Genomic DNA, 24,165 nt, shown 5'->3' on the forward strand with positions numbered 1-24,165 from the left:
CTGTTCCCTGTTCCCTAATGACTAATGACTAATAACTACCTATGGCGATTGATTGAAAACCCACTTTAACCATTGTCCAAAGGAACTGAAGGGGTTTAAACGACTTACTCCTGGGGCGCGGGCGGTGGCGAGTCCATCGACGGAAACTAAGGCGGAGTATTGCAAGCCCAAAAAGCTATCAACGGCTGCATAGGGGCCGCCAAGGGTTATTGCACCGGCTACATACATTTGACCTTTGCCATTTCGCATTTCTGGAATTTCAAAGTTGTTGGCGACAGCCAAGCGTCCCATGAAATTGAGGGGTAGGTTGTAATGCTTCACTAAATCATCTAGCAGGGGGTTAGCGTGGACTTTGGCATCTAAACCGGTAGCATCAACAATAAAGTCGGCAGTTAATTTCATTTGACCAAAGCCTTTTTCCTGGATTTGGGTAATGGTGCGGTTTTGTGCGTCTCTTTCTACCGTTAATACATCCCCAAAAGTAATTTGATACCAACCCTCTTTTAGACCATCTTCCGTGATTTTTTGCCAGTCTTGACGGTCGGCGGTGGTTGTTCCTCCCCAGTCTGTGAGTAGGCGTTGACGTTCGTCTGGTGTGGCTTGTTCTAACATGACGCGTAGTTCTCCACTCCAACAGGATTTAGGCCAGTTGAAGGGTTGGAACTCGTAATGATTTTTGACTGAACGTTGGGCTTTGTCAAATTTGTTACCTTGGGGTTTAGGCGATCGCATTAAATGCAAAACTGTAATCTTATTGTTTTTACGTCTGGCTTCATAAATACGCTGCACGATTCTGGAAGCTACAATTCCCCGTCCACGAATTAATACGGTTCCGCCTTGACGTTCTAATTGTTCATATACATGATCGTGTGCTTCATAAGCATTCACGACGGATTTAAAATCTTGATATTTTTCTCTATAAGCTTGCAAATCCGGGAGAAATTGAATTGCTGGATACCCTGTAGCTAAGTGTAAATATCTAGTAACTAAAAAAGCGTGATTCCCTTGTCCGCGTGAATAAGCTACACAATACCGACCATCATCGGTTTTACGAATGGCTCTAACTCGTCCATAACGATATATTTGATCCCAGCCGATACGCTTGGCTTCTCTGTCAATGGAATCGAACACATTACCCGCACGGGGAGTATAAGTTTCAACAAGGGTTGGTTCTCCAAAAACTTGCCACAAATACTTAAATGCTGTGTTGAACTTACCATGACCTAAATCACGCCAGGCTTCTCGCCAGGCATAGCTAGGCCAACCCCAAATATTGTCAGGACAAGAATCAGAATTAGAACGCAGTCTTTCGTGTAAAGGTATTTGGGAGTTCAAACACAAACGCTTATAACGGGCGTAAGGTTCTGGTTCTAACCCCAATGCCATGATTTTTTCTGCCCGGACACCGCTAATTCTCAATAAATCCGACCAAATAAAACTTCCTAGTCCCGCGCCCACGGCTAAATAGTCACATTCATCTACAGGTAAACCAGTAGCGTGGACTGCTTGTACAACTACCTGTTGTGATTGAAATGCTGGGGGTGGAAAATTACTGCCCAACGGTGTAATTGGAGGGGCAGCCGGTAAGCTGGGTTCAGGGAGATTAGTGTTAGGGTTAAATTGAATGATGGATGGAGAGCTAGTAACCGCTTGAGTTGGTACAGTGGTGTTGTTAGCAAAGGTGACTGAGATGATGTAGGGGCCGATTTGCAATGTATCACCATTGTTAATCACACTACGCGGCTGCCTTTGACCGTTAACTAGCACCCCATTGACACTACCTTGGTCAATGACTACTAATTGATGATTTTCCCAAGTAATCAAAGCGTGGTAGCGCGATACTTGGCTACTATTCAACAGCATTCGAGCCACATTTTGGCCATTCAATTCTGCTGGTAAACGCGCAAATTCTCGACCAAAGGCGATAGGTGGATTTAATGTTGGTTCTCGCCGTTCCCCTGTCGTGGGGTCTTCCCAAGAGAGTTGAATTTGTTGGTTAGTCATTGGTCAATAGTCAATAGTCAATAGTCAATAGTCAATAGTCAATAGTCAATAGTTATTAGTCATTAGGGAACAGGCAACAGGGAACAAAATCTCTAATTTTGAATTTTGAATTTTGAATTTTGAATTGATTAGCCCCCTGCCCCCACGATCAATTCCCTGGTGCTACCAGCACACTGACTGCGGCTGCTAGGGATGTACCACACCAAGGACAACCTACTTGTAAGTTTTCCACTGGGGAAACTTTATGGCATTTGGGACACTCTAAGCCGTAATTTCCTTGAACTGGAGGATGATTGTGTACAGGAGGGGTAAACTGTTGATTTGCTGGTGGTTGTGGTTGTCCTATGGGAGTTACCTGTCTATTTTGGTACACAGGTTGCTGTGGTTGCCCTAGAGGAGTTACTGGTTTATTTTGATGGGCTGGTTGCTGTGGTTGCCCTAGAGGGGTAACTTGTCTATTTTGGTACACAGGTTGCTGTGGCTGTACAGGTGGCGAAGTTGGTTGGACTGGATTGATAATTGTTGCTGGCATGGAATTAATATTGACAGCAACTACTTGCAGTTGTACTTGACCTAAGTGGATAACGCTACCTTGGTTGATTGGTCTTTCACCTTGGATGAGTTGCTGTCCATCAACTAAGGGGGGATTGTTTGGCTGTAAATTTCTGATGTAAAAACTTTGTTGCTGAGAGTTAAAAAAGATTTCTACGTGCAGACGAGATACAGTCCCAGGAATTAGAACAATGTCGCATTGGGATTGATCTCTACCGATGCGGATAGTACCAGGTTTTTTACTTGGCTGTTGTTCGTATATTTGCTGAGTGTGATTTTGACCGGCATCATACCACTGTAAAGTTAGTGCGTTCATTGTTCTAACTTGGATAACTCGTATTTAGCTACTTCAACTTCCTTCTGTGCGATTCCTAACACGATTAAGTGGTATCAGGCAAGTTTTGAGAACAAACTTCAAGAAATTAATACGCTAGGGGATGAGGGACTGGGGATTGGGTGTTGGGGTTTAGGGGCTGAAAGTTAAATAAAATAGGGTTTTTTAGTGCTTTTTCCTTGTAGAACTGATGTTACTGTGTTAGCACGTAGGTACTGGCAAGGAAAATCACAGTTTGGCGATCGCAGTTATTACTGCTATTACCTAAGTAAGTGTTTTTAAGATGGCAGGAGTGTAAATTCTATTTAAGGATTGCGAAAGTGTTGAAATTCATAAACATAAAATAGTCGGCTGAATTTCTGCAATAAATATCCCACAACTGCAAACAAGACTCCGCCTCCCAGTGCTAGCCAAAAACCTAACGGTGGAAGCACTGCTAAAGATTGTGCTAATGCCGCTTGTGTTGCTACCATGCGTGCATCTATCATCACTGCTAATAGGCACAATACAGCCGCCACTATATAAGCTGATACTTTCAAGCGATTGATGTTAGTAAGGGCATTTTGGCAAACTGTGCAGTGTTGCGTATGGGTTTTCCAGACATCAAATAACTGTTGTGGTTCTGTTTCTCCTAAAGCTAAATCACGGCTGTAGCCTTCCGCCCAAGGAATACCACCACCGGCACGTTTCTCTAGCCATTGGCGGAATGTAATCACCATTTTGTCTTGGGGATTCGGTGTAAATACGGAATTAAGCCATTTACCGGGTCTTCTTTGGGAGATAAATTTTTCCTGGTAATGTAAGAAAACCATGTCCTGATGCAAAAATAAGGATGCTAAGACATGACCCAACCAAGTAGGTAAGGGAAGGGCAAAAATTGATAAACCTGGAGGTGTTTTACCTTGGGGATTTTTGACCAAAACTTGACAACCAATGTGACGACACCAGCCTGGACGGGTGGGTGTAGCATACAAAGCTAAAATGAACTTACCTCCATCTTTGGGAAAAGAAACAATCCTCATGTGACAAGGTGGCTGGAAGTCGTGAATTGCTTGTTCAATATTGCCGGATGTCGGTTGAATTTCAAAAGCAAAGCCTTCTTGGGTGGATATTTTACGGACAGGAATCATGTCATAATATTTGGCATCTTTGTAGCGATCGCCTACAATCCCATGATGGGAAACTGGTACGTGGGCAGGATCGGCAACATTTTCCATAAAATAATCCCATCCATAGGGCAAATCACGGAAATTCCAAAATAACTGCACCACTTGGTCTGATTTTTCTTCTAATTCGGGAACCAGACGTGGTTTTCGCAGTTGGCTTTCTTCTTGCGCTTGTTCTCCAGATTCTGCCCATACCCATAATAAACCTTGATTTTCTTGGGTGGGATAGACGATAGCGCAGGATTTGGGGTTTTTGCAGTTCTTGACTTCGGTTTGCTGGTCTATAGACTGGGGAATACTGACACATTTACCTTGACCATCAAATCGCCAAGCATGGTAAGCACATAACAATGTTCCGTCCGCTTCTACCCGTCCTTGAGACAGGGGAACAAGTCGATGGGGACAGACATCTTCAAAGCAACGCCATTTACCTGCGCTATCTCGCCATAACACGATATCCTGACCTAATAGTTGCATTGCGTGAGGGCGTGAAGGATCAAGATATTCCACAACGGCTACTGGATACCACTGCTTCGTCCATTGGAATACCTCTGGTTCTGCTTGTATTTGCTCGTTATTGAGATGATTGAATAGATTAGCCTGCAAGTTGATCTCAGTAGTCATAACTATTTCCGTGCTGTTTGAGATGACATGAACTTAGCTTAGTTAATTTTCCTTACTGGGTGGTAGTCAAGACGAAAATTCTGACTCCAATTACAAGAGCCATTATTCTGATTAAATAAAGTCTATGCTCAAATTTTTCAGCATACACAATGGCACAATCCAACCAGCAACAACAAGAATCGCAAAATCTCACCTCAAAACTGCTGTGGATAACGGCAGCAATATACGTATATGTCTTGTTGTTGTCTCCCCCAGGACAGTTATTACCAGGTGAACCAGTGTGGGCAATTCAACCCCAGACTTTACAAGAAATTTGGCATGAATCGATCAATTTCTTTTTTATTGTGCCGATTTTACATCTTCTGGGTTTGGGAAATGTGCCGGAATTAGTGTCCCATCCTTGGATAGAGTCGCTGTTTAACTTTGCTGAAGCTTGGATGTTGATGTTTTTACCTGTGATGTTTGCTGATACTAGGGGGCGCAATACACCCAAGTTATTAATTTGGTCTTTGGCGATGTTCCTGACTAATACTTTTTTAATTCCCTATATGGCGGTGAGAGCCACAAATCCAGTAATTTTGGAGGAGAAGAAGTCAAATCCAGGTTTGCTAAAAAGGATTTTTGGCATTATAGGCTTAATTGTCGGGATTATTGCCTTAATTTGGGCTGTAATTGCTAGACCAGAATTTGGCGACTTGACACAAAGAGCCAATTATTTTGTACAGCAATTAATGAGCGATCGCCTAACTATTGCCTTTTGTGTAGATTTAGTTTGCTTTACCATTTTCCAAGCCATTCTACTCGGCGACATTGAACCACCAACCAGTCAAAAACGCTGGCTGAGATTTATCCCTTTTTGGGGCTTAGTAGCATGGCTGGTTATTTAGGCAGGGGTGCAGGGTGCAGGGTGCAGGGGAGACAAGGAAGACAAGGGAGAAGTTATTAATAGCTAATGACTAATGACTAATAACTAATGACTAATGACTAATGACTAATGACTAATGACTATTGACTATTGACTAATGACCATTGACTATTGACCATATGCAATCTCAACCAGAATTATTTTTACCACAAATGGGCTGCGGCACTTGGGCTTGGGGAAATCAACTGCTTTGGGGATATGACGAAAGCATGGATGACCAGTTGCAAGCGGTGTTTAACCTGTGTGTGAGTCATGGTGTGACGCTGTTTGATACTGGCGACTCTTACGGAACAGGACGCTTGCAAGGACGCAGTGAGTTACTGTTAGGAAAGTTTTCTCGCACATATCAAGGCGTAAATCAAGAGCATATCTGCATTGCTACGAAATTAGCTGCATATCCTTGGCGATGGACACGCCAGTCGATGATTCAAGCTTGCAACGCCTCAGCGCGCCGCTTGGGGCGAAATGTGGATTTAGTGCAGATGCACTGGTCAACGGCAAATTATGCACCTTGGCAAGAAGAAGGGCTTTTAGATGGTTTAGCAGACTTGTATGAACAGGGTGTAGTCAAGGGTGTGGGGTTATCGAATTACGGTACTAAACGACTGCGGCGTGTACATCAAAAGTTTGCAGCGCGGGGAGTACCAATTAAAACTTTGCAGGTACAATACTCACTGCTATCAACATATCCCGTTACGGAATTGGGGTTAAAGGCGGTTTGCGATGAACTGGGTATACAGCTAATAGCCTACAGTCCTTTGGCGTTGGGCATATTAACAGGGAAATATTCCGAAAATAACCCTTACCCTAAAGGTATCAGGGGTTTATTGTTTAGACAATTACTACCAGGAGCGCGATCGCTGTTAACCTGTTTACAAGCTATAGCCACATCGAGAAATAAAACTATGTCCCAAGTCGCCATTAACTGGTGCATCTGTAAGGGAACAATTCCCATTCCTGGAGCAAAATCTGTGACTCAAGCACAAGATAATCTTGGTGCGTTGGGTTGGCAATTAGATGCTGGGGAAATTGCCGAGTTAGATCAAGTTGCTGCTCGTACAGATAAGAAAATGGTGCAGAATATTTTTCAAACTAAGTAGATATTCTAAGCCACAGTATCAATTGCTCAACGGATTGAATCGATCCTCTCTAGGAGGAACTTCTAGGCTGTAGTCTTCCTCTATACAGATTTGACGTAATTCAGCAAAGGTGTCAGCTAGGGAGTTTTGATGATGTTGGTGTTTCCATTTTAGGAATTCTTGAAATAATTCCGGTTCTATCACAGCAGCAACAAGTTGATCCTGATTGTAAATCAGTTGAGGCTCTGCGATCGCATCTTGGATCAGTTGAGATAACTGCTGTTGGGCTTGCTCAATTTTCCAGTTCATCATAGTTTTGTTTGTAATTGAACACGCCATTTAATATGGTCGCTACCCGTATTTTAGGATATTCTCCTAGCAAATACCATTTAAAAATTATCTCATTGAAGCAGTAAAACCAAAATAGCTTTTAGCCTTGGCATCTGTATTATATTTTTTTGTGAGTTGGGATAATTAGCCAAATTTGATTTGATTTTCACCCTAAAGATTTGAGCAATGTAACTAAATTCAATTTATCAACTACATATACTCCTCTGATTTTCTCTAAAGGTAATGAGACTTTAGCTTGAGAAAAAGCAACGATTGGTGTGACAAAATTCAATTGTTTCTGTTTTTTTACTTGTAAAGCTTGTTTCATTACCATTTCTAGAAAATCTTTTTCAAATTGATGATTAACTTTGCCCATTTTTCGTGATATGTATTTTCCATCTGTAATGATTTCCCCCCGATGAGATTTGACATCAATTACATAAGTTTTACTTTGGGGGGAAGTGCAAATAATATCTGCATCTCCTAAACCATTACCCAACAAAGTGCCATACTCAATTCGCCAACCAGTTTTTGTTAATATATTTAATGATTTGGCGATATTCTCTTCCCCTGCGGCACCTTGATCAGCACGATTTGCCATTTTCCAAAGATTGACACCATTAAATACTAATCCTAAAGCTACAAATATGAAAAGAATATAAAGTAAACTAGGCAATTGTATTTTAGGTGTTGCAGATGAATTCAAAGATGGCAGTTGTTTGAGAAAATTATTAAAAATCGATACTAAAACATTAGGAAAAATAGTGATTAATGCCGCAGATACAAATAAAGAAATCGCCTTTAATCTTCTTTTTAGAGCCAGTTCTCGGACATTTTGTCCAGCATTGCGATATACTTTTGGCATATTGTGAATTATTAGGATATTTGAAAGACAGTTTAATTGAATATTTGTATTTATAACTCTGTGTAATTACGATTATCTAGTGCAACTAGTAACGCTGAATTTAATCTTCCTTCCTCTTTAAAAGCAATATTGAAAGTAATTCAGGGTGAGTGATGGGATTCGATATATTTTTCCTCCCCTGCTTCCCCTGCATCTCCTCACCCAAGCGATATTTTTGAGTTGATAGTCCTTAAATCTCTCCACCTACAACCACATCCCGAATTCGCAGACTAGGGCCGCCACAACCTACAGGTAAACCATTCTGTCCACCTTTCCCACAACCACCGGACTCATCCCAGTGAAAATCATCACCAATGGCTTCAATATCTGCTAAGGTTTGAAACACGTTACCCGAAAGCGTCACATCTTTAACTGGTTCGGCTATTTGACCATTTCTAATCATCCACGCTTCCCCTGCGCTAAAGGTGAACATTTCCCCGTTAGTCATGCCACCTAGCCAATTGCGGGCATAGACTCCTTCTTTGATACCAGTAAATAAATCTGCTACTGGTGTTTCACCCCTTTCAATCCAAGTATTCGTCATTCTGACGATTGGGGTATAGTGATAATTGAGACAGCGTGCGTTACCTGTAGGAGTTTCCGCTAATTTACCTGCGGTTTCACGGGAATGCAATCTCCCGACTAAAATCCCGTCTTTAATGAGTTGGGTGGTGGTGGCTGGTGTGCCTTCATCATCATAAAAGTAACTGCCCCGATGGCCTTCTGGGGCTGCACCATCAAATATTTGCAACTCTTCGGGGCCAAACTGCCGTCCGATGGTCATAACTTCTAATAAATCGGGGTTTTCGTAAGCCATATCAGCTTCCGAAAGATGTCCAAAGGCTTCATGAACAAATAAGCCTGTGAGTATGGGATCTATAACTACGGTGTAGGTATTACCTTTAACGGATGGTAGAGATAAGGCAGCAACAGCCCTCTGGGCGGCACTTTTAACTTGTGTATCTAAATTAACTAAATCTTCGTAGGCTTTACGAGAACCTGTAGTTTCTCTACCTGTCTGCACAGTTTCGCCATTTTTAGCTGTCGCCGCAAAACGCATTTCCATATCCACCCAAGATTGACTGATGAGAGTACCTTCTGAGGTAGCGAGGATGACGCGTTGGGAACTGTCACTATAACGGACTGAGGTGGTGGTAATCCGATGATCTACGCTTTTTAGTAATTCAGTATAGCGATCGCATAACTCTTTTTTCTGGGCGAGGGGAATTTGGCGCGGATTTTTCCCAGTTAGGGGTAGGCTGCATACTGCTTGTACTGGTTTGATAGGAGCAAGTAAAGTTTTTTCATCACCTACCATTTTCGCAGCTGCGATCGCTTCTTCGATTCTTTCTTGGACGGTAGAAAGCTGATTAAAACTGCTTAATCCCCAGCCACCTTTATAACAAGCGCGGATATGTCCCCCAACGGAGATTCCCTCACTGAGGGTTTCCACTTTGTCGCCACGCAACAAGATATCTGTTCCTTCTGCTTCCTCTATGCGAATCATCAGGTAATCTACATGGGATGAGTAGCGGGAAATCAGGTCAGAAATTAAATTTTGTGCCTCAGCAAGTTTAGTTGCCATGTCTCGGTAGTCACCAGATGAACTGCATTTATTGTGCAATTATTTGGGGATTTTTTACCAATTAATAATACATTCGGCTTTTAACAGTAAAAAGTTTTCTGTTTCCACCACTGCACAAGCTTTAGTTACCGTCGCTAATGCAGGAGTCTTTTCTGAGGATAAATTATTGACAGTTGCCGTAAATACTGGCTGAAAGCTTTTTAGCCAAGTCTTACTCGTGAGATATTCCACTTTAAATGATGTAGTTTCCACTAACCAAAAATCAACACCATATTTTTGAATTAGTTGTTTTGCTGATGTTAAATCTGGGCTATATTGAGCCTGAATTAAATCTATAGTCCGTTGGCGAATTTGAGTGTAATAACCTAAATGAAATGGTAGTGCATATTCTCTGCCCACTAAAATAGGTCTTTGGGCGAAAGTCGGGATATTGTCTGCTTCATCTGAGAGAGTCGCAATTAAACTATCTTTGGGTTGCTGTTGGAGATATTCATACAATGCTGATGCCGTCGAGGCTCTATAATCTGTAGTGGGAAAGCGTCCTGAAAGATGGGGGTACAGCAACAAAACTGACGTTAAAGTGATTGCTAATCCTAGTCGCCAAGATTGATGTTTTTGCCGATAAGTCCGCAGTAAACAATCTAAGATTACAGCTAAGGTCATACCAGCTGCGATCGCCATTACAATGCGGAAGGTGTGTATTGTGTAGCGAGTCGGGAAAAATAATTTGAGTATGACAGCATGGGCAGTGAAAAATAGAGTCAACGAAACGATAATAATTTGTGACAATATTTTGGCTTGTGGATTCACCAAATTCATCAAAGGGAACTTGTGAACCTTTCGCCTCAATAGAGGAAAAAACAACCCCAACCAAATCAAAGGCGGCATTAATGGCGGTAAAATGCCGCTATGTTGTCCAATCAGCCAAAATCGTAAAGGATTGGGGTGAAAAAAAGGATGTCGCCCTCCTGGCCAAAGTTCTGGCATTTTGAAAGCTTGAGTAGCTGTCACCACTGGGCCGAATTGGGCAGAATTTAAGATGTAGGGTAACATAACGAGAAATGCTAACCCTGTAATTGCCATCACCCATAAATAATGATCACGTAATCTTATTAATAAAATGCCTAAACAGATGAGTATTAAGGGAGGGTAAAACAATCCTGCTAAGATGATTAATAGGCAGAGATTTAACCAAGAACCAGTAATTAAATAGTATATAAAAGCTAAAAATATTGGTGTAAAAAAAGACTTAGGTGTAGCAGAAACCAAGTCAGATTTAAACCAAAGACTTTGATTTAAAAGTAAAGTGATGAGAAACGCCGCCCCAGGGAAAGGGAAAATTTTAATACATAAGTAAAAGCAATAAATAGTAATAATTAAACCCAAAAAAGTCGGGATGATTTTACTTAGAAGTAGTGGCTCAACACCGAAATACGCCATGATTTTATATAAACTGGCATATCCCCAAGGTGTAATTGATTGGAAATAATCGGCAATCAAATCATGCTGAAATAATTCTGGGTCTACAAATTTTTGCATCCAAAATACATATTCTCTGGCATCATCTTGAGCCACATAGGCGGTTCTCAAGCCTTTTTGTAGTGCTAGAAAGCTATAGAATAGAGAAAATCCTATACTTAAAATTAAAGGTAAAGCAATTTGTTTCCAAGAAAGTTCTTCAGTAGAGGTAGATAAAGGATTTTTTAGTGTCGTGATAGTTTTATACAAATTCATGAAAAATAATTACGGTAATTTCAATCCCTTCTGGATTTAAGATTTTTATGGTGTCAGCGAATATTTTAGATGGTTGATTTTTAACTTTGTTCCTATTCCTATAAAAATTAAATCTTATCTTGATATTCTCAATAAATACCAAGAAATAATTTTTAAAATTTCAAATCTCAAATTGACACTATCAAATAACTAAATTCGTAATCCCATAATTACCAAGTCTCGTTCTACACCATCTAGTTCTGCAACTTGGGGTAAATGTCCCCACTTTTGAAAACCAAAAGATTGAAACAGGTTTAAACTGGGTTGATTATGAGCAAAGATATAACCCAACAGAGTTTTTAAACCTAACTTGGGGCTTTCGTGGATGGCTGTGGCTAACAGTTGCTTCCCTAAACCGCATCGATGAAAAGTTGGGGCTATATAAATGCTAATTTCGGCAGTAGCGTGATAAGCTGGTCGTCCGTAAAATGACTGAAAACTCAGCCAACCGGCGATGACTCCCTTTTGTTCGATTACCCATAAGGGGCGGAAGTTAGGCGATCGCCCCTGAAACCAGGCGCGACGACTTTCCACAGATACGGGTTCTAAGTCAGCAGTGGCGAGGCGGTTGGGAATCGCTGCATTATAAATAGCGACGATCGCTGGTAAATCACTTTCAGTTGCATGACGGATGCTCATTGCTACCGGGTTCAAGAGGATGTAGATAAAACATTCACAAATAATACATTGTTCCCAGTAATAATTCTATGTTTTATACAAATAATTGCCGGACGGAAGAAAAACCAGAAATACACTACACTACATCCCGATTTTGTGATCAAAATAGATGGTAGACGAATGTGCATTTAAGTTTCTTAAAAACTAGGGCTAAAGCCCTTACTACAAACTAGGTTATAAAAATCAATTGCTATTAGCTAAAATTTAATTTGATTATTTTGCTATTGCTTGATGACAGTTAACTATTAGCATCCGACAAACCTCAGAGATGATTGGGAAATTTTTAGGTTAACAGCAATTATTTTTAACTGAATTTTTTATATATGATTCATGTTTGATTTCTATAAAACTGGGTAAACTTTGATTAATTATTAATTCTCGTTTTCCATTCCCTGTTGCCTTTTTACGCAAACAATTTCAGGAATTAAACCATATTCCTATATTGATGATTTTAAAAAGAATCGTGGTGAATTATCTTTCTTAGGTTCTACTCTGATCGACTTGATTTTACTGGATAAACACAAAGAATCTTACTTGAATTTCTACTATAGATAGAGTTAATCGTGATTATTAGTTTTTAGCATCAATGTAATAGCTAAACATTTATTTTGATTAACTCTTTTTATGTCTAAAGATTATCATCATGGCGAGCGAGCAGAAGTAGATACTTCTATAGATATAGAAATATATCAATTTATCAATAGATTTAAAAGAGGAGTTTGGTTGTTTGGGATTCCATCTTGGATTTTTGGGATAACTGATAGAAGTATGGCTGCATTAGCAGATGGTTATGTATCTGTAACGGAAATTGTGCAGATGCTGACAACATCTTTCTTTTTTATAGTTTGGCTATATTTAAAGCCAGAAGAAAAGTTTGACGCAGATATTGATATTACTAAATATCAAGGATATTTGTGTTTATCTCAAGAGAATAGATTTGAGCTAAAGAAAAGGCACATGATCAGCCAAGAATATATTTTGCCTTTTCCTTATCTCTGTCAAATTTATCATTTATTGAATCTTAAACATTTAGAAACTGTTCATAGTTTTAGTTTAAATAACTTGAAAGTTTTGCGAGTTAGTGACTTTCGCCCGACGATGATTGGCGGCATGATTAAGTTTCAAACTCTTTTAGATTCTCCTGTTAATCCTTTGAGAATTTGGCGACAGCCTATAGTGGAGGTTGATTTAATATTGCATACTCCCCACACAATTGAATTGAGTATTCCTGTCTATGATAATAAAAGAATAATAGTAATATTTTATGCTTTTCCTTTGACTGAGAAAGAACATAGATTATTCATCGAAATTTATAGTGATCTCCAATGGCCAAAACCGATATTGCAGATTTTATTGCATTTTGCTTCCTGCATAACTCTATTTGAAGATTTGCCTTATTTGCGTAATTTGGCAGAGATTGATATAGAACGTGCTTTTAAATTAAGCAGAGTATCAAAGCAAGCAAATATGTTACTTTTTAAAAGATTTGTGGAACTGTATGGAACAACCAAAGAAAACGTGAAATTAATTGAGGGTCAATAGTCAATAGTCATTAGTCAATAGTCATTAGTCAATAGTCAATAGTCATTAGTCAATAGTCATTAGTCAATAGTCATTAGTTATTAGTAGAGACAGGATGGATATTTTTGTCTCTACCAACATTCAAAATTCAACAGTCAACAATCAACAGATTAATTGTATTGTTTAATTTTACGTCTTTGCTAGTAGGGGGGCGGCGGCTAGGAGGGTTTGAGTGTAGGGATGTTGAGGATTAGCGAAGATTTCTTTGGTTGCACCTAGTTCGACGATTTTACCACCGTGCATGACAGCGATGCGATCGCACAAAAATCTCGCTAACCATAAGTCATGGGTAATGAACAAATAGGTTAACTCAAACTCGGCTTTCAATTGCAACATTAAATCCAGCACTTGCGATTGTACACTGGCATCTAACATACTTACGGGTTCGTCGCAGATTACTAGTTTAGGACGAGTAATCAATGCACGGGCGATCGCTACTCGTTGCTGTTGTCCACCGGATAAGTCTGAGGGATAACGCTGATAATATAATTCTGCTGGTGTTAAGCCGACTTTCTCTAACATCCATAAAACTTGTTCTTTGGCTTTGGCTGCGTCGGCTAAATTATGAATTAATAGGGGATCACCTATACTTTGTCCCACTGTCATGGCTGGGTTGAGACAAGCATGAGGATCTTGAAATACCATTTGAATTTGTCGCCGGGAAGCGCGAATTTCCTGACGCGATAATTTAGTTAAATCTTGTCCTAAAAATTCCACTTTCCCTGATGTGGGACGAATTAACTGTAAAATTGTCCGCGATAGTGTACTTTTACCGCATCCAGATTCACCTACTAATCCCAGAATTTCCCCCGGATACAATTCCAAGTTAATCCCATCTACAGCTTTGATGGTTTGACTTTCACCCTTAAACAGTCGTTCGATAAAGTTAGGTTCGATAGTGTAATACTGTTTAAGTTCTGTCACCCGTAGAATGGGAGACTGGGGACTGGGGAGAGGAGACTGGGAAACGTCTTCTGTTCCTACTTCATCGATAGATTGAATATGTAATGCTGCTTGGAGGAGCGATCGCGTATACTCATGCTGTGGATTTCTAAATACTGCGTCGGTAGTACCCATCTCTACCATTTTGCCGTTGTACATCACCCCAATGCGGCTGCAATATTCCGCCACCATCGCTAAATCGTGGGAAATTAACAGCAACGCCATATTTTCTTCACTACAAAGGCGTGTTAATTCTTGTAAAATTTGGGCAGAAACGGTGACATCTAAGCTGGTAGTCGGTTCATCAGCGACGATTAATTTAGGATTTAACAGAAGGGCGAGGGCGATCGCTACCCTCTGACGCATTCCTCCGCTAAACTCATGGGGGTACTGATTCCACCGACTAGCAGGAATCTTCACCTTCTCTAAAGTCGCCAATGCTTTTTCCTTGGCTTCCTTCGCTGATAACTCCGGTAAATGCGCCTGTAGAGTTTCAATACAGTGATTTCCAATCGTCATTAAGGGATCAAGCCGAGTCATGGGATCTTGGAAAATTAGTGCTACAGCTTCCCCTCGAAATTTCCGCATTTGGTTGGGTGTTAAATCAAACACCGATTCTCCTTGAAACGTCACCTTTCCTTCCACAAGGCTAGAAGCTGGTAACAAGCGCATCGCCGCCCGTCCCAAGGTAGACTTACCACAACCAGATTCACCCACCAACCCCATTCTTTCCCCTGGTTGTAGGGTAAAAGATACATCATCAATCGCCCAACTTTGTGCTTCACCGCTACGTTGAGGATAGGCGACACGCAGATTTTCGATACAAAATAAGTCTTTACCCATAGTTTTATTTACCAGCCCAAAGCCATTAGCCGGGATAATTTTAAATTTAAGTTAGTGTATCAAATTCCTGAAAGTAGCTGCGCGCAAATATTCAACTAAATTTTGGCTAGGTATCTTAATAACTGTAGAGAATAATTTTCAATTAATACCAATATAGTAGAAATCATGAGCATCATTAAAATGAGTTACTCCTGTAACATCTCTTATTACTGCTCTCACGATAGAACTCACTTGCCAAACTGTCCATAGTTCCTCTTTTCTCATAAAATTGCCAGAATAGTGTGCTGTGATCCAATTCACTAAATCTCTGACAGTAAGAGGTTTAAAAAACATACCTACACCCAGACCAAACGAGCGTGGTTTTTGTATATTCAGAGCAGAAAAAACTTCACTTAAAGTTTCCTGAAAATTCCTTTTGGGTAGTAAATTCCGTAAATTATTATTGAGAGTGATTTGGCGACATTGCAACCCAGTAACTTGATGAATAGCTTGGCGAACACAATAATAGACACGCATTGTAGGACATACTCCTACACTAGTTTTTGATGCACCTAACTTTGCAGAAAAAAGATTAATTGCCATTTGAGGTGTTTGCAGGTTAACAGCTTCATCATCTGTGATTTCAACCCCAAAAGCCGCTTCCCATCCCATAATCAATTCAACTGCATCAAGTCCCATATTAAATTTTTTCCCAGATAACACTCAATTAACATCTCAACATTCTTTCTCTGCACCTCTTGGCGTTGAGATTTACATCCACTTTTTAGGGAATTATAAAGTTATATTCTGACTTCCCAGCAAAATTGTAATTTATTGTTCACACATTAGGAATTCATCATCTCGATATTGTAGCAGCAGTAATGATTGCCAACAGGAGGGCATTGGGCTATGAAGGCTTTCTGGAACGTAACCTTTGAGGGCATATTCTGGCTATGGAATCTCAACTTTTTAACGCTTGTCTATTTTGGTATACTGCCTTGGGTAGCTGTGCCATTATTCCAAGCCACTTTACAGGGTCAGATTCCTGTTGAATTTTCCCTAACTCTAGTTGCTTTAATTGCTGTCCCCACTATCTCGACAATTATTGGCGGTAAGTTTTTACTCCTACAACCCCTGCAACTCATCCGATTCTTTTATGGTGTAGAAGCACCATTATTTCTATTGTGTTTGCTGCGGTTATTCGTAATTCGAGAATTGACACCTGCTAGTACCCAGATTCTCGTCACAATTAGTATTTGTATTGTGGCATTTTGTGGGGAATTATTTTGGGGTTATGCACCTAGTAGAAAAAATGCTCTGCAATGGCTGCAAATGGCAACTCATACTTTAATGTTGCTATTTGGCATTTATGCGAGTGTGATTTTACTATTTTATGCCTTGCCACTAGCAGCATTCTTATTACAAGCATTCCTCAGATTTGAGTGGCTAGGAGGTTTGTGGTCTATATTAAGTGATCCTTACTCACTCGGCACTTTATGGCTTTTGAGCCTTTCACTTCTGCTGTTTATTTTCAGTGGCACTTTATTTGTTTTAATGCCTTCGGTACTAGCGGCAATGTATTTAAATTCTGGTTATAGGATTTTAAAGAACTTTGCTAGAGACTATGGCAATAAAAAAATGTTATCTGGTGCGACTGCTGTATTTATTGCCTTTGCTATTACCTTTGTCTCTTTACAAAACCAACCGCAAGTATTGGCTTTTTCTCTATTAGCAAATAGTCCAAAAAATGAGAGCGATCGCCAAACCATACTCACTCAATCAAATCAAATTCGTGATGGCTTAGTCAACGCCTATTTGTCTTCCTATCGCTATCTGAGCAGTAGAGAAGAAAATAATCATATTAGTGCTATGTATCAGCACGTTTTGGGTTTAGATAAATCAGCAGGAAAAAGTCTGCAAAACATCTACAACTTTTTCATGTCGCCGTTTTTGTATCAAGGGACAAGCAAAGATTCTGATAAAGCCGAAAAACTCTATGCAGAATTTTTCGATACTCCCCTCCAAAAAGCTGAGAAAATAGCCGTTACTCACGCCATCCAATCTACTTTTAACCAACAGGAAGTCAAAGCTGGTTTATTAAATATTAATGACCAAAAAGTATGGCTAGCATCACAACAAGTTACAGTCAAAGAACATGGTGATTGGGCTGATGTGGAGTTATACGAAGTTTACAAAAACCAAACTCCCGAAGTGCAGGAAGTTTTTTACTCTTTTTCTCTACCAGAAAGTGCTGTAATTACCGGTTTATGGTTAGGCGATACTAACAACCTTTCTAAACGTTTCCCCTTCAAAGTTTCCCCCCGTGGTGCTGCCCAGAAAGTTTATAATTCCCAAGTTAGAAGAGAACGCCCTGTAGATCCAGCTTTATTAGAACAAGTAGGGCCAAGACATTATCGCCTCCGGGCTTTTCCCATCCCTCCCAATGATGTGCAGCAGTTCCCTGGTGAAGCAGCACGACCCACGGAAATGCACCTATGGTTAACTTATCAGGTGATGGGTCAAGAAAAAGGCTGGCCAATGCCAGATTTAGGAGAAAGACGCAATATTTTCTGGAATAATGACACTAAACGCACCCGCAACAATCAAGCGGTTAATTTCAAAGATGATGCTTGGCTAGAAAGTTTTATCCCTGCCAGTGGTAAGGTACAACCTGCACTGCATGAGGTAAATTTAGATAATGGCGATCGCATCACAATCAAGCCTTTATCACTGAAAGATTACTCTCTACCGCAAGGTAAACGCATCGCCCTAGTTTTAGATACTTCCCGCAGTATGGGAAATCATCTTAAAGAATTGTCCCAAACTTGGGATTGGTTGAACAAACATGGCTTTGCTGACAAAGATTTAACTAATAACGATGCCGATTTATACATCAGTGTCGCTAAAGATGCAACAGCTAAAAGAATAGATGATATTCAACAATTTCAACCTGAAAAAACCATTTTTTACGGCACAATTCAGCCGCAAGAAATGTTAACTCAGTTTAACTCTCTGCGTGGTGATACAGCCTACGATGCCGTGTTACTAATTAGCGATGAGGGCAGTTATGAGTTATCCCGCAGTAACAAAACTGTAGTTAATTCACCCGCACCCTTATGGATGATACATTTAGGGGGATTACCCGCCGCTTACAACGATGGGATCATTAAATCTCTGCAAGATACTGGCGGCGGTGTTGCCAAAGATATTGCAGAAGCATTACCACGCATTGCGACAAAATTAGCACTAGGGGACTCTGTGGTGAGTGTAGTTGATGGTTACGCTTGGTATCTGCAACAACAGGAGAAAGCCACAGCGAATAATTCTCAACCCGCAACAGATTTACAAGCATTAGCCGCCCGACAATTAATTTTAGGCTTGAGTAAAAAAATTAAACTAGACAACCTCGAAAGCTTAGATGCAATTCACGCCATCGCTAAAAAGTACGAGATTGTTAGCCCCTATTCTTCCATGTTGGTGTTAGTCAACGAAGAACAAAGACAATTACTCAAAGAAGCCGAAGCCGCAAGCGATCGCTTTGACCGCAAAATAGAAAATGGGAAAGAAGACCTCACCAAACCCAATAATCCTTTTAAAACCAGCATCCCCGAATCCTCCGGCGGCTGGATTTTATTCCTCAGTGCGGCTGGAATGTTGATGTTTGTAAATCGTCGTAAATTTAGGGGGTATAGGGCATAGAAAATGGGGCATGGGGCATTGGGCATGGGGCATTGATGTTTCCTCTCTACCCCTACACCCCCATACCCTTACACCCTTTCCCCCTGCCCCCTGCTCAATGTGTCCCCTGTTGCAGTATGGCTTGGCAATATTTAACTACCAGTAGTAGATAACTCAACTATGGAAATATACCTAAACGAATCCATAGTTGGCGCGCCATGATTTGTGGCTGACCGTTCATTTCCAAAGCATCAACAGTGACTCTACCAATAGAACTTATACCTTGAATATTTCCCGATTCTATATCTGCTAAAAAATGATCACTCCATTTATCTTGTCGCGGATGAAAAAGGCGAACCTCCGTATTTGATTCGGGATCATTTCCACTAATTCGAGTTCCCTTGCGAAGATTACAGGAGCGACAAGCAAGGGCTAAATTGGAATCAGCATCCGTACCTTGTATGGAAAGCGGAATGATGTGTTCAACTTCAAAAGCAAGATTAAAAATCAACTCAGGCGCATGACAATATTCACAGCGATGATTAGCCCGGTCTGCAACCAAACTATAGTAAGGATTCATGGGCTGATTTGCTGCAATAAAGATGCTGTCCGTGCTGCAGAAGCTTTAAGTTCAGCCTCTACAAGACTATCTAATTCTGCTTGTTCCTCAAAAGACAGTGCTTTTCCTTGGTCGCGTGCTGTACGCCATAAACTCATCAGTTCAGATAAGCGTTTTTGCTGTTCGGCACTAAAGAACTCATCAGGGCGAAAACTTTGAATCACCAACAAAGCACTAAATTCGGTTTCACCTAACTCAGCAGTTAAAGCATCTAGAGCCTGTCCCGCAGTTTTACATACAGAAGACTTATCGCCTGCGATCGCTTGATAGCATTTTTCACCACTAGCATTTGATATGGGCAATATCACAACTGTAGTCATAATTTTTATTCTTGCTCAACCCATAATTATAACTCAAAAAATGAAGCATAAGTAATTCCCCCTGCCCCCTGCCCTCCACCTCATTGTGTTCCCTGTTGCAGTATGGCTTGGCAATATTGCATTAAAGTAGAAAGGCGATCGCTAATTGTTTTCACTCTGGCTTGTGCGGTTGATGTTTGCCGCGCCCCTTGCAAAAACATGGCATCTACTGCTAACAAGCGCAGCTGTTTGCTCATTTCTGTATGGTAAGATTGCACTCGTGAGCTGACATCTACTGTTAAAGGGACAATCTCTTCGCTAAAAAAATTTTGCAAGGCATTTATACGCTCTTTTAATTCAGATGTACTTACTTGAAGATTAGTGACATCTGTATGCAATTGTTCAAGTAAGTTGACTAGGATGGGATATTTATCAGAAGTTAAAGACATTCACTTCTATTTAGGATAGTATTAGTTTCAAGAAAAATTTCTTCTACAATAATTCATCTTACGCTTTCCTCGATGTTCTCAGCCTCAAACTTTGCTTTGAGGCTGTGTTTGCCATCTACATTTTTTCGTAGATTATGCTGATCAAAGCTCGGAGTGGATGAGTACCATAGGCATATAGGGAATCATCCTATTAAGACAAGTTTTATTTTCCATTGAGACAGCAACATCACTCGTGGTGATGCTGTCAGTTGCATCTATTTCTCACTTAACCCACAGATCACTGTTCCTATTGTATGAGTAGTATAGCGATAAGTTCTCCAACTGATATTTCCCTTCCCGACTGGCTGAAGAAATGTATGCGAGAAAATTCAGCCGAAGGTAAGCAAGGAGAGGATGTCCATCATAGTGATAACACTTTAATTTGCCGGGCGTTTGATTTTGCCTATCAGCTGCATAAAGGTCAATATCGTAAGTCTGGGGAACTATACATCAGCCATCCTGTGGCTGTAGCCGGATTACTGCGTGATTTAGGAGGTAGTCCTGCTATGATAGCAGCTGGATTTCTTCATGATGTAGTTGAAGATACAGATATCACAATTGAAGAAATTGAACAGCATTTTGGCGCGGAAGTGCGCTGTTTAGTAGAAGGTGTCACTAAGCTTTCTAAAATTAATTTCAAAAGTAAGACTGAAAGCCAAGCAGAAAACTTTCGGCGAATGTTTTTGGCGATGGCGCAAGATATCCGCGTCATTGTGGTGAAATTAGCAGACCGTTTGCATAATATGCGAACTCTGCAATATATGTCAGAAGATAGCCGCCGCCGTTCCGCCCAAGAAACACGAGATATCTTTGCACCTTTAGCCAATCGTTTGGGGATCTGGCGGATTAAGTGGGAATTAGAAGATTTAGCTTTTAAGTATTTAGAACCTGAAGCTTTCCGACAAATGCAAAAGCACGTTTCAGAAAAGCGGGATGCACGGGAAGAAAAATTAGCCAAAGCCACAGCAACTTTACAAGAACGGTTACACCAATCAGGGATTCGCTGTTTAGATATTAGTGGTCGTCCCAAGCATCTATACAGTATTTATCAAAAGATGCAGCGACAGCAAAAAGAATTTCATGAAATTTACGATTTAGCAGCCCTCCGCATTATTGTGGAGACGAATGAGGATTGTTACAGGGCTTTAGCGATAGTCCACGATGCTTTTCGCCCGATCCCCGGCAGATTTAAAGACTATATCGGCTTACCGAAACCTAACCGCTATCAATCGTTGCATACAGGAGTTATAGGTTTAACCGGTCGTCCTTTAGAAGTGCAGATTCGCACAATGGAAATGCACCGCATTGCAGAATACGGGATCGCCGCCCATTGGAAGTATAAGGAAACGGGTGGATCTAACAGTCAGCTAACCACCAGTGATGAGAAGTTTACCTGGTTACGGCAACTCCTGGAATGGCAAAGCGACATGAAGGACGCACAGGAGTATCTGGATAATGTCAAGGATAATCTGTTTGAAGATGATGTCTATGTATTTACGCCTAAAGGGGATGTTGTTTCTTTAAATCCAGGTTCTACTAGTATAGATTTTGCCTACCGGATTCATACAGAAGTCGGCAACCACTGCGCTGGGGCTAGGGTAAATGGCAGAATGGTTCCTCTATCTACACGTCTGCAAAATGGCGATATTGTGGATATTATTACCCAAAAGAATAGTCATCCGAGCTTAGATTGGCTAAATTTTGCCAGAACTTCGACAGCGAAGTATCGCATAAAACAATGGTACAAGCGATCGCGCCGGGAAGAAAATGTCGCCCGTGGTCGGGATTTATTAGAAAAAGAACTAGGTAAAACTGGTTTTGATAACCTGCTAAAATCAGATGCGATGCAGACTGTCTCGGAAAGATGTAATTACCACAGTCCAGAAGATTTGCTAGCAGGTTTAGGTTACGGTGAAGTCACTTTAAATTTAGTGCTGAACCGTTGGCGAGAAGTAGTTAAAGCCCACCAGCCAGTAGCAGATGTTATTCCCTTAATCCCTAAAGAGTCATCGACACTCAGACATCAGCCGACAACCTCCCGCGCCAGTGACTCACCAATTGTAGGCGTAGAGGGTTTAGTTTATCATCTAGCAGGCTGTTGTACCCCCATTCCTGGCGAACCGATTATTGGTGTAGTGACGCGCGGTCGGGGAATTTCCATCCATCGCCAAGGATGCCATAATCTAGAACCCGTAGAATGCGATCGCCTAGTACCGGTAAGTTGGAACACCACCGTAGAAACTAGTGGTCGTCCCCACACCTACCCAGTAAACATTCAAATTGAAGCCCTAGATAGAGTCGGCGTACTTAAGGATATTTTATCCCGATTGAGTGACCAGGGGATCAACGTCCGCCACGCCCAAGTGAAAACTTCCACTGGTCAACCAGCATTAATGGACTTAGGAATAGAAATACGCGATCGCCCCCAATTAGAGCAAGTATTCACCCAAATTAAAAAAATGAGTGACATCCTCAATATCCGGCGAGTGGGACAGGAGGAGTGAAAAAAGGTAAAAGGTAAAAGGTAAAAGGTAAAAGTAAAAAGGTGAGAGGAAATATACTTTTACCTTTTTACGTGTGACTGGCAAAAAGTTGGCGACATTTTTTCTAGGGGTAATGTCTGCTTGGGATTGGGTAGGGCTGATAGATTAAAATCAGCGTAGCGATCGCCCCAGTTAAACAAACTATCTAAGACATTATGTCACAACTATTTCCAGGAGAAGTGTTTGCCAACACTGCTGATTTTGATTACGGTATTCGTCAGTTACTACCACGATATGACGAAATGCTTGATGTCATGACTCGTTTTCTACCTACTACTAGTCGTTACATTTTAGAATTAGGCTGTGGTACAGGTGAAGTCAGTCTCAAGATACTCGAACGCTGTCCAGATGCACACATCGTTGCTTTAGATTACTCACCCCGAATGCTACAGTTTGCTCAGGAAAAAATCGCCGCAGCTGGTTATGCACCCAGATGGACGGGAATACAAGCTGATTTTGGTGATTGGGCAATTCATCCAGAAAACTTGAATATTGGTAGTGAATTTGATGCTTGTGTTTCATCTTTGGCAATTCACCACCTCAAAGATGAGATGAAGTTAGAACTATTTCAACGAATTGCTGCCAGCCTAAGCCAAAACGCTTGTTTTTGGAATGCTGACCCCATATTACCAGAGTCTCCAGCCCTGGCGGAAATTTATCAAGCCACCCGTGAGGAATGGGCTAGACAACAAGGAACTGATTTAGCTGCGATTCGGGCGAAAGTAGGCACTAGCACCCAACAAGGATACTCTAGCCAAGACCAACTCGCAACTTTAGCGACTCACTTGCAAATGCTGACTCAAGCGGGATTTAAAACGGTTGCAGTCCCTTGGAAGTATTACGGTTTAGCTGTTTTCGGTGGTTGGCTTTAGGTGAATGGGGTATGGGGCATTGGGAATGGGGCATGGGGAAGATTTTGATTTTGGAAATTGTTCAAGGATTTTTTCGTTTAATTAATCTTAATAGTAACTACTAGAAAAAAATATTGTGTCAGTAATGGCAATCTTACTGAAGAAAAGCGGCTACTCGGATTTAACATATATTTAATCAACTGTATTAATACTATTAAAATACGAAACTATTTTGAGCGACAAAGGTAATCTCTGTGAGTTTATTATTAATCAGATTTTCTAAGCAATACAGAATTCAAAATATAAATAAAAAATAATTTCCTATCAGCAAAAATATTTGATGACTGGAACAAAATGCTGTTGATTTTTTAGCAATATGTCTCACAAT

At 40.8% G+C, this 24,165-nt stretch carries 19 protein-coding genes; 6 read left to right on the forward strand and 13 right to left on the reverse strand.

Annotated features, from left to right (window positions below; translation table 11 throughout):
* Positions 1–39 precede the first annotated feature (39 nt).
* The 3 genes from ACQFX9_RS08015 to ACQFX9_RS08025 all read right to left on the reverse strand — a co-directional run bounded on the left by ACQFX9_RS08015 (position 40) and on the right by ACQFX9_RS08025 (position 4,680).
* Entirely contained in the window at positions 40–2,004 is a 1,965-nt protein-coding gene (locus ACQFX9_RS08015; protein ID WP_427161487.1) for an FHA domain-containing protein, read from the reverse strand.
* Positions 2,005–2,152: 148 nt separating this feature from the next.
* Positions 2,153–2,872, reverse strand: a complete 720-nt coding sequence (locus ACQFX9_RS08020) for an FHA domain-containing protein (protein ID WP_427161488.1) — start codon at positions 2,870–2,872, stop codon at positions 2,153–2,155.
* Between the two features lie 323 nt (positions 2,873–3,195).
* Positions 3,196–4,680: a Rieske 2Fe-2S domain-containing protein gene (locus tag ACQFX9_RS08025; protein ID WP_427161489.1), complete on the reverse strand. Its 1,485-nt coding sequence runs from the start codon at positions 4,678–4,680 to the stop codon at positions 3,196–3,198.
* Positions 4,681–4,829: 149 nt separating this feature from the next.
* Between ACQFX9_RS08025 and ACQFX9_RS08030 the strand changes: the two genes are divergently transcribed.
* Both ACQFX9_RS08030 and ACQFX9_RS08035 read left to right on the forward strand, forming a co-directional pair.
* The gene (locus ACQFX9_RS08030) at positions 4,830–5,567 is read left to right on the forward strand and encodes a hypothetical protein (protein ID WP_427161490.1); all 738 of its coding nucleotides are present in this window, start codon (positions 4,830–4,832) and stop codon (positions 5,565–5,567) included.
* Positions 5,568–5,724: 157 nt separating this feature from the next.
* A complete protein-coding gene (locus ACQFX9_RS08035; protein WP_427162833.1) occupies positions 5,725–6,705 on the forward strand; it encodes an aldo/keto reductase in 981 nt (326 codons plus the stop codon).
* Positions 6,706–6,723: 18 nt separating this feature from the next.
* Here ACQFX9_RS08035 and ACQFX9_RS08040 read toward each other — a convergent pair whose 3' ends face one another.
* From ACQFX9_RS08040 to ACQFX9_RS08060, 5 genes are all read right to left on the reverse strand, one after another.
* The gene (locus ACQFX9_RS08040; RefSeq protein WP_225977453.1) at positions 6,724–6,996 is read right to left on the reverse strand and encodes a prevent-host-death protein; all 273 of its coding nucleotides are present in this window, start codon (positions 6,994–6,996) and stop codon (positions 6,724–6,726) included.
* A gap of 184 nt (positions 6,997–7,180) precedes the next feature.
* On the reverse strand, positions 7,181–7,879 hold the full coding sequence (locus ACQFX9_RS08045; RefSeq protein ID WP_427161491.1) for a nuclease-related domain-containing protein: 699 nt from the start codon (positions 7,877–7,879) through the stop codon (positions 7,181–7,183).
* 229 nt (positions 7,880–8,108) lie between these two features.
* Positions 8,109–9,503 (reverse strand): TldD/PmbA family protein, encoded by a 1,395-nt coding sequence (locus tag ACQFX9_RS08050; protein WP_427161492.1) that lies wholly within the window; start codon positions 9,501–9,503, stop codon positions 8,109–8,111.
* Positions 9,504–9,557: 54 nt separating this feature from the next.
* Positions 9,558–11,237, reverse strand: a complete 1,680-nt coding sequence (locus tag ACQFX9_RS08055; RefSeq protein ID WP_427161493.1) for a hypothetical protein — start codon at positions 11,235–11,237, stop codon at positions 9,558–9,560.
* Positions 11,238–11,426: 189 nt separating this feature from the next.
* Positions 11,427–11,915 (reverse strand): N-acetyltransferase family protein, encoded by a 489-nt coding sequence (locus tag ACQFX9_RS08060; protein WP_427161494.1) that lies wholly within the window; start codon positions 11,913–11,915, stop codon positions 11,427–11,429.
* Positions 11,916–12,578: 663 nt separating this feature from the next.
* Here ACQFX9_RS08060 and ACQFX9_RS08065 point away from each other — a divergent pair.
* A complete protein-coding gene (locus tag ACQFX9_RS08065; RefSeq protein WP_427161495.1) occupies positions 12,579–13,496 on the forward strand; it encodes a hypothetical protein in 918 nt (305 codons plus the stop codon).
* 168 nt (positions 13,497–13,664) lie between these two features.
* Here the strand turns inward: ACQFX9_RS08065 and ACQFX9_RS08070 are convergent, their stop codons facing one another.
* Positions 13,665–15,320 carry a dipeptide ABC transporter ATP-binding protein gene (locus tag ACQFX9_RS08070; RefSeq protein WP_427161496.1) on the reverse strand — a complete coding sequence of 552 codons (1,656 nt, stop codon included), beginning with the start codon at positions 15,318–15,320 and terminating at the stop codon, positions 13,665–13,667.
* Positions 15,321–15,458: 138 nt separating this feature from the next.
* Positions 15,459–15,998 (reverse strand): hypothetical protein, encoded by a 540-nt coding sequence (locus ACQFX9_RS08075; RefSeq protein ID WP_427161497.1) that lies wholly within the window; start codon positions 15,996–15,998, stop codon positions 15,459–15,461.
* Between the two features lie 210 nt (positions 15,999–16,208).
* Here ACQFX9_RS08075 and ACQFX9_RS08080 point away from each other — a divergent pair, with 210 nt between their 5' ends.
* Positions 16,209–18,998 (forward strand): TIGR02921 family PEP-CTERM protein, encoded by a 2,790-nt coding sequence (locus ACQFX9_RS08080; RefSeq protein WP_427161498.1) that lies wholly within the window; start codon positions 16,209–16,211, stop codon positions 18,996–18,998.
* A 157-nt stretch (positions 18,999–19,155) separates the two neighbouring features.
* On the opposite strand, the gene ACQFX9_RS08085 is transcribed toward ACQFX9_RS08080, so the two are convergent.
* The 3 genes from ACQFX9_RS08085 to patD form a co-directional block, all read right to left on the reverse strand.
* A complete protein-coding gene (locus tag ACQFX9_RS08085) occupies positions 19,156–19,557 on the reverse strand; it encodes an HNH endonuclease (RefSeq protein ID WP_427161499.1) in 402 nt (133 codons plus the stop codon).
* Positions 19,554–19,916, reverse strand: coding sequence for a hypothetical protein (locus tag ACQFX9_RS08090; protein ID WP_427161500.1), 363 nt, complete (start codon positions 19,914–19,916; stop codon positions 19,554–19,556). The genes ACQFX9_RS08085 and ACQFX9_RS08090 overlap by 4 nt, the downstream gene beginning before the upstream one ends.
* A gap of 80 nt (positions 19,917–19,996) precedes the next feature.
* Positions 19,997–20,344 (reverse strand): heterocyst frequency control protein PatD, encoded by a 348-nt coding sequence (gene patD / locus ACQFX9_RS08095; protein ID WP_427161501.1) that lies wholly within the window; start codon positions 20,342–20,344, stop codon positions 19,997–19,999.
* Positions 20,345–20,637: 293 nt separating this feature from the next.
* Between patD and ACQFX9_RS08100 the strand changes: the two genes are divergently transcribed.
* Entirely contained in the window at positions 20,638–22,887 is a 2,250-nt protein-coding gene (locus tag ACQFX9_RS08100) for a RelA/SpoT family protein (RefSeq protein ID WP_427161502.1), read from the forward strand.
* A 194-nt stretch (positions 22,888–23,081) separates the two neighbouring features.
* Positions 23,082–23,798, forward strand: a complete 717-nt coding sequence (locus ACQFX9_RS08105) for a class I SAM-dependent methyltransferase (protein ID WP_427161503.1) — start codon at positions 23,082–23,084, stop codon at positions 23,796–23,798.
* Positions 23,799–24,165 lie beyond the last annotated feature (367 nt).

Origin of the sequence: Aliinostoc sp. HNIBRCY26 (assembly GCF_050235535.1) — a bacterium.
Lineage (GTDB): Bacteria > Cyanobacteriota > Cyanobacteriia > Cyanobacteriales > Nostocaceae > Trichormus.

What these genes read in the sequence shown, in the direction of transcription:
- ACQFX9_RS08015 (WP_427161487.1), bottom strand. Translation starts at nt 2,004, where the DNA reads ATGACTAACCAACAAATTCAACTCTCTTGGGAAGACCCCACGACAGGG.
- ACQFX9_RS08020 (WP_427161488.1), bottom strand. Translation starts at nt 2,872, where the DNA reads ATGAACGCACTAACTTTACAGTGGTATGATGCCGGTCAAAATCACACT.
- ACQFX9_RS08025 (WP_427161489.1), bottom strand. Translation starts at nt 4,680, where the DNA reads ATGACTACTGAGATCAACTTGCAGGCTAATCTATTCAATCATCTCAAT.
- ACQFX9_RS08030 (WP_427161490.1), top strand. Translation starts at nt 4,830, where the DNA reads ATGGCACAATCCAACCAGCAACAACAAGAATCGCAAAATCTCACCTCA.
- ACQFX9_RS08035 (WP_427162833.1), top strand. Translation starts at nt 5,725, where the DNA reads ATGCAATCTCAACCAGAATTATTTTTACCACAAATGGGCTGCGGCACT.
- ACQFX9_RS08040 (WP_225977453.1), bottom strand. Translation starts at nt 6,996, where the DNA reads ATGATGAACTGGAAAATTGAGCAAGCCCAACAGCAGTTATCTCAACTG.
- ACQFX9_RS08045 (WP_427161491.1), bottom strand. Translation starts at nt 7,879, where the DNA reads ATGCCAAAAGTATATCGCAATGCTGGACAAAATGTCCGAGAACTGGCT.
- ACQFX9_RS08050 (WP_427161492.1), bottom strand. Translation starts at nt 9,503, where the DNA reads ATGGCAACTAAACTTGCTGAGGCACAAAATTTAATTTCTGACCTGATT.
- ACQFX9_RS08055 (WP_427161493.1), bottom strand. Translation starts at nt 11,237, where the DNA reads ATGAATTTGTATAAAACTATCACGACACTAAAAAATCCTTTATCTACC.
- ACQFX9_RS08060 (WP_427161494.1), bottom strand. Translation starts at nt 11,915, where the DNA reads ATGAGCATCCGTCATGCAACTGAAAGTGATTTACCAGCGATCGTCGCT.
- ACQFX9_RS08065 (WP_427161495.1), top strand. Translation starts at nt 12,579, where the DNA reads ATGTCTAAAGATTATCATCATGGCGAGCGAGCAGAAGTAGATACTTCT.
- ACQFX9_RS08070 (WP_427161496.1), bottom strand. Translation starts at nt 15,320, where the DNA reads ATGGGTAAAGACTTATTTTGTATCGAAAATCTGCGTGTCGCCTATCCT.
- ACQFX9_RS08075 (WP_427161497.1), bottom strand. Translation starts at nt 15,998, where the DNA reads ATGGGACTTGATGCAGTTGAATTGATTATGGGATGGGAAGCGGCTTTT.
- ACQFX9_RS08080 (WP_427161498.1), top strand. Translation starts at nt 16,209, where the DNA reads ATGAAGGCTTTCTGGAACGTAACCTTTGAGGGCATATTCTGGCTATGG.
- ACQFX9_RS08085 (WP_427161499.1), bottom strand. Translation starts at nt 19,557, where the DNA reads ATGAATCCTTACTATAGTTTGGTTGCAGACCGGGCTAATCATCGCTGT.
- ACQFX9_RS08090 (WP_427161500.1), bottom strand. Translation starts at nt 19,916, where the DNA reads ATGACTACAGTTGTGATATTGCCCATATCAAATGCTAGTGGTGAAAAA.
- patD (WP_427161501.1), bottom strand. Translation starts at nt 20,344, where the DNA reads ATGTCTTTAACTTCTGATAAATATCCCATCCTAGTCAACTTACTTGAA.
- ACQFX9_RS08100 (WP_427161502.1), top strand. Translation starts at nt 20,638, where the DNA reads ATGAGTAGTATAGCGATAAGTTCTCCAACTGATATTTCCCTTCCCGAC.
- ACQFX9_RS08105 (WP_427161503.1), top strand. Translation starts at nt 23,082, where the DNA reads ATGTCACAACTATTTCCAGGAGAAGTGTTTGCCAACACTGCTGATTTT.